The sequence below is a fragment of the Janthinobacterium sp. P210006 genome (assembly GCF_036231885.1).
In the GTDB taxonomy this organism is placed as follows: domain Bacteria; phylum Pseudomonadota; class Gammaproteobacteria; order Burkholderiales; family Burkholderiaceae_D; genus Janthinobacterium; species Janthinobacterium violaceinigrum.
The window spans coordinates 88,255-100,225 of the sequence record NZ_JAZARD010000007.1 but is presented as its reverse complement, the minus strand read 5'-3'; the positions used below and the strand labels follow the sequence as shown (position 1 = coordinate 100,225).

Genomic DNA, 11,971 nt, shown 5'->3' with positions numbered 1-11,971 from the left:
TGATGAACGGTTTTCATGTACGCAGCACCACGATGCCGATTTAGTAATGCGGCGGACGTTCGTTGACCAACCCGCCATTTGCCTGCTGCGCCCCGTCGCGCACGTGCTCGCCCAGCTTGTGCAGCATCGCTTCCAATTGGTCGATGCGCTTGCCCTGCTGGTACACCATCTGGTTCAGCGATTCGACCAGGTCCTCCTGCTGCGCCAGCTTGATCTCGATATCGACGAAACGTGTTTCCATCTGTTCTGCATTGCCCATGGTGCTCATTCCTAACTGAAAGGGGGCATTCTACCGCCGCAGCGGCGTGAGCCAGGACAAACCTCGTCCATTCGCCATCGGTCAGACGGCCATTGCTGCCTATTCTTTCGTTTGGGGCCCCCTCAAACCGCTTGACGAATGAGAACAAACGATTACAATGAATCGACCATCACCAACGGAACCACCGCTGATCGACACGCGCAAGACGGCAGAATACCGGCGCTGGGAAGATTCCCTGCACGACGTGGCAGCCGCCGCCATCGACGCGCGCATCAAGCACTTGCAGCACGGCAAAAAGGGCGACTGGCGGCCAGTGGGCGAAGGCGTGTGCGAGTTGCGGTGCCTGCAAACGGGGCCCGGCTGGCGCGTGTATTTTCACGAGACAAACCGGGGTACCCTGATCTTGCTGCTGTTGGGCGGCAATAAATCCAGCCAGCAACGCGACATCAGGCAGGCGCAAGCGATCCTCCGGGACTTGAAAACCCGGCAGGCGGCTCTCAAAAAAGCGGCAGCCAGCCCATCGACAGGAGCACGAAAGAAATGAACTGGGATATCAACGATAAGGACTTCGACCTCGACGACTTCGACGCGCTGGGCCTGAGCAAATTTGATCCAACGCAACACCTGACCAGCAAGGCCGCCGTGGCCGCCTACATGAGCGAAATCATCGCCACCGGCAATGCGGAACTGTTCCAGTCGGCCATGAACGACGTGGTGCGCGCCTACGGCATGGGCAAGGTGGCGGCCAGGGCTGACATCACGCGCGAAGGCGCGTATAAAGCCTTGCGCGAAGGCAGCAAGCCGCGCTTTGAAACCATTTTAAAGATGCTCGATGCGCTGGGCATGCAACTGGCCATCGTGCCGAAGGCCACGCCGGACGGCACCGTGGAAGCCTGAGCGCCACCTACCCTTTCGGCGCGGCCAGCAAGGCCTTCATGCGCGCCAGGCGTTCCTTGGGAGAAATCACTTCCGCTTCCGTGGGCACGGCGTCGCCCACATCGAGTTCCATTTCCTTGATGAAGCGCGACGGGTCGCAATGGACTTGTTCGCCCGCCCGCTTGCGCTTCTTGCACCACGTGATGTGCAAGGTGCGCTGGGCCCGCGTAATGCCCACGTACATCAGGCGCCGCTCTTCCTGGATGCGCGCGGCAATGGTTTCGGCGGGCGCGTCCGCGTCGCCCTTGTGCGGCAAGATACCCTCTTCCACGCCGACGAGGAATACGTGCGGAAATTCCAGCCCTTTCGACGCGTGCAGGGTGGACATGCGCACGGCGTCCTGCTCCTCGTCCTTGCCTTCCAACATCGTCATCAGGGCAACCATCTGCGTCAGTTCCAGCACGTTCTTTTCTTCGCCATCGCGGTCCTTGCCGCCCCGGCCCCGTTCCTTGAGCCAGTTGACGAATTCCAGCACGTTCTGCCACTTGCTTTGCGCTTGCCGTTCCTCGAAGGCATCGTACAGATACGATTCGTAGTGGATTTCCTTCATCATGTCATCCAGCACCTCGGCCGCGTTATCTCCGCTGCCGGCCGCGCCCGGGCGGCTGGCGCGCGATTCGAGGTCGTTGATGAAGTTACAGAAGTCGCGCAGGGGACCCAGCTGGCGGTCCGTCAGCTTGGCCTCGATGCCGCCCTTGAAAACGGCCTGGAACAGCGAACACTGCCACTGCCCCGAAAACGCGCCCAGCACCTCCAGGGTCGACTGGCCCACGCCGCGGCGCGGCGTCGTCACGGCGCGGATGAAGGCCGGGTCGTCGTCTTCGTTCGCCAGCAGGCGCAGGTAGCTGATGATGTCCTTGATCTCGGCCTTGTCGAAGAAACTCTGGCCGCCCGAAATCGTGTACGGGATGCGTTCCTTGCGCAGGCACTGCTCGATGATGCGCGCCTGGTGGTTGCCCCGGTACAAAATCGCGTAATCGGAAAATTTGTTCTTGCGCTCGAAATGGTCGGCCGAGATCATGATGGCGACCTGCTCCGCCTCCTGCTCGTCCGTCTGCATGCCCAGCACCTTGATCGGCTCGCCCAGGCCGTGCTCGGACCACAGCGACTTTTCAAACAATTTCGGGTTGTTGCCGATGACGGCATTGGCCGCGTTCAGCACGCGCATGGTGGAGCGGTAATTCTGCTCGAGCTTGATCACGCGCAAGTCGGGGAAATCCGTTTCCAGCGTCTTCAAGTTTTCCACGGTGGCGCCGCGCCACGCATAGATCGCCTGGTCATCGTCGCCCACGGCCGTAAACATCGGCTTCTTGCCGATGCCCGTCACCATCAGTTTGACCAGTTCGTACTGGCAGGTGTTCGTATCCTGGTATTCGTCGACGAGCAGGTAGCGCAGGCGGCGTTGCCACTTGTCGCGCACGGGGCCGTTGTTGCGGAACAGTTCCACGGGCAGGCGGATCAGATCGTCGAAATCGACGGCCTGGTAGGCGGACAAGGTCGCCACATAGCTGCGGTAGATGCGCGCCGCGTTGGCCTCGTCCTCGTCCTTCGCTTGCGCCAGCGCCATGTCCGGGTCGATCAGGCCGTTTTTCCACAAGGACATCGCGTTCTGGATGCCGCGGATCACCTGTTTATCGGTGGTAATGGCGAGGTCTTGCACGAGGGAAAAACAGTCGTCGCTGTCCATGATGGAAAAGCGGTCCTTCAACCCCACGCCATTGGCTTCCTGGCGCAGGATTTTCACGCCCAGCGAGTGGAAGGTCGACACCGTCAACTGCTTGGCCTGGCGCGGCTGCTTCAGCAGTTTGGCGATGCGTTCCTGCATTTCCAGCGCCGCCTTGTTGGTGAAGGTCAGCGCGGCGATGGTGCGCGGGTCGTAGCCCCGGTCTTCGATCAGGTGGGCGATCTTTTGCGTGATCACGCGCGTCTTGCCCGAACCGGCGCCCGCCAGCACGAGGCAAGGGCCGTCGAGGTAGGTAACCGCTTCGCTTTGGGGCGCATTCAGACCGAACTGTGGTGCTTTGGACATCAGGGTATTTCCGCAGGGAACAGCAGCCCATTGTAACAGCGTCGCGTGGGCCAATTGCATGGCGGGCCATGCCTGAAAAACAGGCAACGGCATTGATATATCGCCATATGACGCCATCTCGGGCCATGCAATGCGTGCGGCGCGGCCACGCCTGGAGTACCATTCCGCCTATATCGCCCGTGCGCGCCCACTTACCGAATGGCAGTCCCATGAAATTTGAACACCTGATTGAAATCAACGATCCGCTGAACCCGCTGATCGACACCTTGACCCTGGAGCAAGTCTGGCGCGGCCTCGTCTTGCGCGCCGAGTCGCCCAAGCTGTTCGTGCCCCACCTGGACGAATGCCAGATCAGCGAACGCAGCGATGCAGGTTTCGCCCGCAGCCTGCGCTATGGCGAGCTGGTCATCAACGACAAGGTGGTGCTGGTGCCGCAACTGCAGGTGCGCTACGAAGTGCCGGCGCAGAAAGACATCAGCGCCTCCTCGCTGGTGATGACCATCGAGATGCCCGACGAGGCCAGCCTGTGGGTGCGCTTCCAGTACGACGACGGCCACGACGCGTCCACCGATGCGGCCAACGCCCTGTACGACGACTTCCGCCGCTCCGCCTACCAGGAATCCGACATCGACACGGTGCGCATCATGCGCGAACTGGCGCTCGAGGGACGGCTCGATGCGGGTCTGCTGAATTAAGCTATTGATGTAGAGAGCGTCTGGAAAACGCTCAGGGCTAGGCGCATTGTCGAAGGCAGTACGAAAGTACGACTAGGCAATGCAACGCGCCATGGGCGTCTTTCCAGGCGCTCTACGTTCTGGCGCTGCGGCCCCATAGCTGGTCGGGCCGGAACTGCAGCCCCGCCTGCTCCGCGCTGAGCACCTCGCGGATGGCGTGCAAGTCCACGCGCGTGTCGCGCCGCAAGGGTACGTCCAGACGCGCGCCGCGGGGGCCGATCAGCGACTGCACGTGGGGCGTGGTGGCATTCAAGCCCTTGCGCGTGACGACGCCGATTTCTCCATTCAACAGTTTGACGTAGGTGCCGATGGGGTAGATGCCCAGCTCGCGCACCAGCAGCGAGGCCAGCGGCGCATCCAGGGTGGCCTTGTCGGCCATCAGCATTTCGCGCAGGGCCACGTTCGGCAGCAAAGGCTGGCGGTAGCTGCGCTTCGATACGCGCGCGCAATAGCGGTCGGCCAGCATGATCAGGCGGGCGCCGATGCCGATCGCCGCGCCTTGCGTGCCCAGCGGATAGCCGCTGCCATCGATATTTTCATGGTGCTGCAACACGGCTTGCAGCCAGACGGCGTCGGTGACGCCCGCCGCGCGCAGCAAGTCGACACCCGCTTGCGGATGGGCACGCAAATAGGCGCGTTCCTGCGCATCCAGCGGCCCCGCCTTGTGCTGGAAATCCGCATGGCGTTCCAGCATGCCCACATTCATGCTCAGCGCGGCCAGCACCACGCTGCGCACGACGCCCTCATCGAGTTTCAGGGCGCGCGCCAGCAGGGCCGTGATGACGGCCGTATCGACGCTGTGGCGCACGGCAAAGTCGCCCGCGCCCTGGTTGTGCAGGATGCAGGCCAGCGCCACGTCGGCGTCCAGCACGACAGCCTCTTCCACCAGCTGCGCCAGCGCGGCCAGCGGCAGGTGGCTGCCCGCTTGCCCGGCGGCAATCGTCGGCAAGACGAGGGCCAGGCCTGCCGTGACCAGGTTCAGCATGCGCAGGGCCGATGGCGCTTCCGTGGCCGTGCGCGGCACGTCCGCACTGGCATCGGCAATGACGCCGCGCGCCAGCAGCAAGGCGATCTGGTTCTCGCTGCTGATGACATGGCCCAGCCGAGCCAGCAAGCCCCCCGTTTCGCCATGCACGTCCCAGGGCAGGGCCACGCCCAGTGCGAGTTCTCCTGCGTAAATGCGCCGAATTTTCACATCGTCTCCATCATCGCCTGCACCCGCCTGTTTTTACCATCCTGGCATCAGCGGTATGTACCGATTGAAATGTTTTTTGCTTTTAATCAATATTTCAATGTGGCAGCGATGATCGCGCAATCATGTGAGCTTGTCTACAAAATTATGTAAATCGCAAAGTTGCATTCAAGGACCGGGCGTGCAGTCGGCGCAGCCGGGCGCGTGTTCCGGATCTTTTTCCAGGTGCAGCGCCAGTTCGCGCAAGGCCGTGCGCACGCCTTCCTCGACGACGGGGTGGTAAAACGGCATGTCGAGCATGGTGGGCACCGTCAGCTGCGCCTGGCATGCCCAGGCCAGCAGGTGACCCAGGTGTTCGGCCCGTGGCCCGATCAGCTCGGCGCCGAGAAAGCGCTTGCTGCCGAACTCCGCATACACGCGCAGCACACCCTGGTTTTGCAGCATCACGCGGCTGCGGCCCTGGTTGCCGAACGACACGGCACCGACGGCAAAGCGGCCCGCATGGCTCACGCACAGTTGCTGGTAGGTGGCGCCCACCGTGGCGACCTGCGGCTCCGTGAAGGCGATCGTCAATGGCGTGCGGCGCAAGCCCGGTTTGACGTCAGGAAAGCGCGCCGCGTTGTCGCCCGCGATGCGGCCCTCGTCGGCCGCCTCGGGCAGCAGCGGCAAGGCGTTGTCGGCATCCCCAGCGATGAAAATCGCGCTCTTGCCGCACTGCATGGTGTGCGGGTCATGCAGGGGGATGCCGTGGCGGTCGAGCGCGATCTGCGCCGTTTCCAGGCCGATCTTGTCCACGTTCGGACGGCGGCCGATGGCGGCCAGCACATACTCGAACTGCTCGGTTTTTTCCTGGCCCGCGCCATCGCGGCTGGTCAGCGCGATGCCGCTGCCGTCCGGGCTTGTTGCCACGTGCGCCACGCTGGTCTGGAAGCGGATGTCGAGTTCACGCGCCAGCACGGCGCCCGCCTCCTGCAGCACGAGCGGGTCCGTCAGCTGCGCCACTTTATTGCCGCGCGCAAACAGGGTCACGCGCACGCCCAGGCGCGCCAGCGCCTGGCCCAGCTCCAGGCCGATCACGCCGCTGCCGACCACGGCCACGGAAGCGGGCAAGTCCGTCCACTCGAACACGGCGTCGCTGGTGATGACGCGCTCGCCCGCCGCCTGCCACTCTGGCGGCACGATGGGCGTGGAACCGGTGGCGATCACCACGCTGGCCGCCTCGACGATCGTGTGTTCATCCACCTGCAATTTGCCGGGGGAAATAAAACGCGCATGGCCGCGCAGTTTTTCTTCGTCGGCAATGGCGTTGACGCCGTCGAGCACGAAGCCGACAAAGCGGTCGCGCTCGCTGCGCACCCGGGCCATCACTTGCCGGCCATCGATACGCACGGGTCCCGGATGCACGCCAAACGCCGGCGCGGCAGCGACGGCATGGGCCGCCTCGGCCGCCGCGATCAGCAGTTTGCTGGGCATGCAGCCGACCCTGGCGCACGTCGTGCCGTACGGCCCGCTTTCTATCATCAGCACGCGCTTGCCCTGCATGCGCGCCGCCCTGTGCGCCGTCATGCCGGCCGTGCCGCTGCCGATCACGGCCACATCCACTCGTATCGTCTTCATGCTGCTGTCCATCCGTTTGAGGTTGCTCACAGCATTCGATACTACCCGTTTGCCGAAAATAAGGTTTTACTTTGCAGCAATATATGCATTAGTATAACTAATCATTTTTAAAATTTATAAGCTGAGCTAATGGGATCACTCGATTATCGCGCGCTGGCCGTGCTGGACGCCGTTGCCAGCCATGGCAGTTTCGACAAGGCTGCCCTGGCGCTGGGCATCACCCAGTCGGCCGTCTCGCAGCGCATCAAGGCGCTGGAAGACGCCAGCGGGCGCCTGCTGATCATCCGTGGCCAGCCGGCCGTGCCGACGGGCTTGGGCCAGCGCCTGATCGTGCATCACCGCAACGTCAAGCTGATGGAAGCGTCGCTCGACATCGACCTGGGCAACAGCGTCAGCATGCCGGAAATCGCCATCGCCATCGATGCCGACAGCCTGGCCACGTGGTTTCCCGACACCTTGTCGGCGCTGCTGGCGCCGCCCCGCTGCCAGCTCGACGTGCGCCTGGCCGACAGCGACAGCGCCTTGCAGATGGTGCGCGACGGCTCCGTGTTTGGCTGCGTGGCAGCCGAGTCCGGCACAGCGCTGGACGCGGCGGCCGCCACCAGCGTCACGCCGCTGGGTACCTTGCGCTATGTCTGCGTGGCCACGCCCGTGTTTGCGGGCCACTGGTTCGGCGACGGTTTCAGCAGCGAGGCGGTACAGCTGGCGCCGGCCGTGGTGGGCCAGCACGGCTTGCTGGCACGTTTCCTCGCGGAACAATTGAGCATGCGTGAACCGTTCCCCCACCACACCTTGCCGGTGGAAGCGGCGCGCCGCGGCTGCGTCCACGATGGCCTGGCCTACGGCCTGATGCCACAGCGCCTGGCCGCGCAGGCGCTGGCGATGGACAGGCTCGTCGATCTGATGCCGGGCCGTACCCTGGACGTACCGCTGAGCTGGCACGCGTGGACCCTGGACACGCCGTTTACCAAGCTGCTGTCCGAGCAGATCGTCAAGTCCGCGCGCGATTATCTGAACTAATTCAGTGAATTAATTTAAATATCGAGCGGATCCACTTCCAGCGACCATTTCACGCGCGTCTTCATGGCGCGCAATTGCGCCAGCCATTCCTTTAAAAACGCCTGCAGCGCCGGGCGCGAGGGGGACTCGAGCAGCAGCTGAGCGCGGTCCACGTTGTACACGCGCGTCATGCTCATGGGAATCGGGTCGTTGATGGTCACCTGCGGGTGTTCCATGCACTCTTTCGCCGCCTGCAGGAACTCGATAGCCGTGGCCAGCTCCGGGGCTTCCGCGCGCAGCAGGGCCTGGAACAGATACGGCGGCAGCGCCGCCTGGGCCCGCTCTTCCAGCAGGGTCGTGGCGAAATGGTCGTAATCGTGGTTGACGACGGCGTCGTACAGCGGATGGCGCGCATAGCGCGTCTGGATCAGCACTTCGGAAACGCTGCCCCCTTCCGTCTGCGCGGCGCGGCCGGCCCGGCCCGCTACCTGCATCAGCTGGGCAAACAGGCGTTCGCTGGCCCGGTAATCCTGGGAAAACAGGGCCGTATCCGGATTCAGGATACCGACCAGGGTCAGCTTTTTGAAATCGTGGCCCTTGGCCACCATCTGCGTGCCGATCAGGATATCCACTTCGCCCCGGTGCACGGTGTCGAACGCTTCCTGCGCGCTGCCCTTCTTGCGCGTGGAATCGGCATCGATGCGCAAGATACGCGCCTCGGGAAACAATTGCTGCAAGCCCTCTTCCACCCGCTGCGTCCCCCGTCCCAGCGGCTGCAGGTCGACGTTGCCGCACGTGGGGCAATGGCGGGGAATGCGCAGTTCCAGGCTGCAATGGTGGCAGCGCAGCCGGTGTTCGGGCTTGTGCAGCACCATGAACGAGGTGCAGCGCGTGCAATTGCTGATCCAGCCGCACGATTCGCAACAGATGACGGGCGAATAGCCGCGCCGGTTCAAGAACAGCAGCGACTGTTCGCCCCGCTCCATACGCAGCTTTAGTGCGGCTACCAAATGCGAAGTCAAGCCATCTTTCGGCCGGTCGCGTTCCATGTCGAGAATCTTGACGCGCGGCAGCACCGCATTTTTGACGGCCCGCTCGCGCAATTCCAGCTTGCGGTAGCGCCCCGTCTGTGCATGGTGCCAGCTTTCCAGCGACGGCGTGGCCGAGCCCAGCACGATGGGAATCTGCAATTGCCAGGCGCGCCACACGGCCAGGTCGCGCGCGGAATAACGCAAGCCTTCCTGCTGCTTGTACGACGGGTCGTGCTCTTCGTCGATGACGATCAGCTTGAGCTTGGGCAGCGAGGCCAGGATGGCCAATCGCGTGCCCAGGATGATGCGCGCCTGGCCCTGGTGGGCGGCCAGCCAGTGCAGCATGCGTTCGCCTTCGGACAGGCTGCTGTGCAGGGTAGCGAGCATGACGCCGGGAAAGCGCGCGCGGATATTGCCTTCCAGCTGCGGCGTCAGGTTAATTTCCGGCACCAGGATGAGGATTTGCGCATCGTCCTCGCGCGCCAGCACCTGGGCGCAGGCCTGTAGATACACTTCCGTCTTGCCGCTGCCCGTCACGCCGTACAGCAGGGTCGGTTTAAAGCCCTGGGCGCCGCCGATGGCGTCCGCCGCTTCCTGCTGGGCGGGGTTGAGCGCCGGCATGTTCAGCGGCGTGCCGTCGTGCGCGTCGGCCAGCTTGGCCAGCTTCTTGATGGCACGATCGAGCGCCACGGTGGTCAGCACGCGCAAATTCTTCGGTAAACCCGGCAGCGCCACTTCACCGAGCGGACGCTGGTAGTAATCGGCGGCAAAGGCGGCCAGCGCCAGCCACTGTTCCGACAACGGCGCCAGCTGGCTGCGCACGGCCAGCACATCCTTCAGTTTCGCGGCGGGCACGTCGGTGCTGTCGGACACGCCGACGATCAAGCCCATCACTTCGCGCCGGCCGAACGGCACCAGCGCCAGCTGCCCCACTTGCGGCAGCGGCGCGTCCGCGCCGGCCTCCGCCGCCCCGTTCCAGCGGTAATCGAACAGGGCGTTCAGGGGCGTGTCGAGCGCGATTTTCAGGATGCACGACGTCAAAATGCACTGCGACATGGAGGTAGGGCCTATCTCAATAAAAAAGCGCGCCGCAGGATGCAGGGCGCGGCACGATGTCAGGCGTCAAGCCAGCGGGCCATGATACTTGTTTCGCCCGTCAAATGCCTAACGGCGGACGCGACAGCGAGTCCGGGAGCCTGAAGAAAATTCTGTGGATAACTTTGTGGACAAAGCAAAATTAACTTTCAGAAAAATGTGGATAGAAAATTTTGATCGCCGTCAAGAGGGGCACGCAAGAAAAATTAACTATTTAAAATCAATGACTTAAAAATTGATGCCCGGGAAGCAGCAAATCGGTCCCGCGTTTCCGCGGCTGTGCATAACTGAACCATTTCTGATTATTTTATACAGGAATCAGCACCGTTTTGATGCACGCCATCGGCAAAAATGCCCGCCGCATGAGGTAAAGTTGACAATTGCCGGGCAAGCGTTCGTTTTTGCCTGTTGGGTGGCGAAACATTGTTCAATTATCATGCGCTGCAACATACACTTCAGGTGAAACCTGAACATCTACGCTAAGTATCGGTTAACAAATTACTTTTCAATTTTATCCACAGAATCTGTTGATAACTTTGTGGACAATGAAGGAACAAGACGGATCAGCGCAAGAATAACCATCTCAATTGCAACAAAATCCGCCGAACAATGCCTTTTTTATGTCTTAATAATCAAGCACTTGCAACGTCTCCCCGGGCATGGCTTTTCCACTGCCTCTTATTTCCGCAGCAAAAAAAATTGTGCATAAGTCGGTATTTCTTGCTGGGGCGCAGCAAAGAAAAAGGCAGGCTTTCGCTGGAAAGCCTGCCTTGTCTGCCCCTGCGCCAGGGGAAATGAAGACTTACTGGCCGCTGCGCATGGCGCGGCTCATGCTGTGCACGGCTTCCACCATCGCTGCCACGGATTCGGGCGGCGTGAACTGGGAAATGCCATGGCCCAGGTTGAACACGTGGCCCGTGCCGGCCGATGGCGCGCCGAACGCATTGAGCACCTTCGCCACTTCGGCGCGGATCTGCTCGGGGCTGGCGAACAGGATGGCGGGGTCGAGATTGCCCTGCAAGCCTACTTTATGTCCGACCAGCTGGCGCGCGCGCGTCAGGTTGACGGTCCAGTCCAGGCCCACGGCATCGGCGCCGATGTCGGCGATCTGCTCGATCCACTGGCCGCCGCCCTTGGTAAACACGATGGCGGGTATCTTGACGCCATCCTTGTCGCGTTTCAGCTGCGCCACCACCTGCTGCATGTAGGCCAGCGAGAATTCCTGGTAGGCGCCATCGGCCAGCGCACCGCCCCAGGAATCGAAAATCATCACGGCTTGCGCGCCGGCATCGATTTGCGCATTCAGGTATTGCGCCACGGACGTGGCGTTGATGGCCAGGATGTGATGCATCAGGTCCGGGCGGTTGTACAGCATCTTCTTGATGGTATGGAACTCTTTCGAGCCGCCCCCTTCCACCATGTAGCAAGCCAGGGTCCACGGGCTGCCGGAAAAACCGATCAGCGGCACGCGGCCGTTCAGTTCCGTGCGGATTTGCGTCACGGCATTGAAGACGTAGTCGAGCGATGCCAGGTCCGGCACCTGCAGCGCCTTCACGTCCTGTTCCGTGCGCAGCGGACGCTCGAACTTCGGACCCTCGCCATCGGCAAAATACAGGCCCAGGCCCATGGCGTCGGGCACCGTCAGGATGTCGGAAAACAGGATCGCCGCGTCGAGCGGGAAGCGCTCCAGGGGCTGCAAGGTCACTTCGGTTGCGTAATCGGGATTCTTTGCCAGGCCCAGGAAGGAGCCGGCCCGCTCGCGCGTGGCGCGGTATTCGGGCAGGTAGCGGCCCGCCTGGCGCATCAGCCAGACAGGGGTGTGCTCGGTCGGCTGGCGCAGCAGGGCGCGCAGGAAAGTGTCGTTCTGGAGCGGAGCAAATTGTGGCATGGAAGGCAATCAATAGCTTGGAGAAGCGGTATTATCGCATCCAATCGCTGCCATTTCATTGATTCCAGTGCCGCTTTGCAGCATTTGCCATGCACAGCGATATCTTTCGTTGTGCCTGCCCTTCCATTATGATGATGCACGCCGCCGCGCTGCCTGACGCCGCCTGGAGGCCCCCTCTTTCCACCACGACA

10 protein-coding genes are annotated in these 11,971 nt (G+C 62.4%); 4 read left to right on the top strand and 6 right to left on the bottom strand.

The features are described 5' to 3' along the window. Positions 1-40: 40 nt before the first annotated feature. A complete protein-coding gene (locus tag VPH41_RS27105) occupies positions 41-259 on the bottom strand; it encodes a SlyX family protein (protein WP_328572113.1) in 219 nt (72 codons plus the stop codon). 157 nt (positions 260-416) lie between these two features. On the opposite strand from VPH41_RS27105, the gene VPH41_RS27100 reads away from it, so the two are divergent. Next, complete coding sequence (locus VPH41_RS27100) at positions 417-803, top strand: type II toxin-antitoxin system RelE/ParE family toxin (protein ID WP_328572112.1); 387 nt, start codon at positions 417-419, stop codon at positions 801-803. Beyond that, a complete protein-coding gene (locus VPH41_RS27095) occupies positions 800-1,156 on the top strand; it encodes an addiction module antidote protein (protein WP_328572111.1) in 357 nt (118 codons plus the stop codon). The genes VPH41_RS27100 and VPH41_RS27095 overlap by 4 nt, the downstream gene beginning before the upstream one ends. A gap of 7 nt (positions 1,157-1,163) precedes the next feature. Here the strand turns inward: VPH41_RS27095 and VPH41_RS27090 are convergent, their stop codons facing one another. After that, positions 1,164-3,224, bottom strand: a complete 2,061-nt coding sequence (locus tag VPH41_RS27090) for a UvrD-helicase domain-containing protein (RefSeq protein WP_328572110.1) — start codon at positions 3,222-3,224, stop codon at positions 1,164-1,166. A gap of 209 nt (positions 3,225-3,433) precedes the next feature. Between VPH41_RS27090 and VPH41_RS27085 the strand changes: the two genes are divergently transcribed. Next, positions 3,434-3,919: an SRPBCC family protein gene (locus VPH41_RS27085; RefSeq protein ID WP_328572109.1), complete on the top strand. Its 486-nt coding sequence runs from the start codon at positions 3,434-3,436 to the stop codon at positions 3,917-3,919. A 112-nt stretch (positions 3,920-4,031) separates the two neighbouring features. Here VPH41_RS27085 and VPH41_RS27080 read toward each other — a convergent pair whose 3' ends face one another. Both VPH41_RS27080 and VPH41_RS27075 read right to left on the bottom strand, forming a co-directional pair. After that, positions 4,032-5,153 carry an HD-GYP domain-containing protein gene (locus VPH41_RS27080; RefSeq protein WP_328572108.1) on the bottom strand — a complete coding sequence of 374 codons (1,122 nt, stop codon included), beginning with the start codon at positions 5,151-5,153 and terminating at the stop codon, positions 4,032-4,034. Between the two features lie 165 nt (positions 5,154-5,318). Next, on the bottom strand, positions 5,319-6,767 hold the full coding sequence (locus VPH41_RS27075; protein ID WP_287775923.1) for a dihydrolipoyl dehydrogenase: 1,449 nt from the start codon (positions 6,765-6,767) through the stop codon (positions 5,319-5,321). A 129-nt stretch (positions 6,768-6,896) separates the two neighbouring features. Between VPH41_RS27075 and VPH41_RS27070 the strand changes: the two genes are divergently transcribed. After that, a complete protein-coding gene (locus tag VPH41_RS27070) occupies positions 6,897-7,787 on the top strand; it encodes an ArgP/LysG family DNA-binding transcriptional regulator (protein WP_328572107.1) in 891 nt (296 codons plus the stop codon). Positions 7,788-7,801: 14 nt separating this feature from the next. Here VPH41_RS27070 and VPH41_RS27065 read toward each other — a convergent pair whose 3' ends face one another. Next, on the bottom strand, positions 7,802-9,853 hold the full coding sequence (locus tag VPH41_RS27065; protein ID WP_328572106.1) for a primosomal protein N': 2,052 nt from the start codon (positions 9,851-9,853) through the stop codon (positions 7,802-7,804). An 841-nt stretch (positions 9,854-10,694) separates the two neighbouring features. Further along, positions 10,695-11,780: a uroporphyrinogen decarboxylase gene (gene hemE / locus VPH41_RS27060; RefSeq protein ID WP_152255899.1), complete on the bottom strand. Its 1,086-nt coding sequence runs from the start codon at positions 11,778-11,780 to the stop codon at positions 10,695-10,697. Positions 11,781-11,971: the final 191 nt, after the last annotated feature.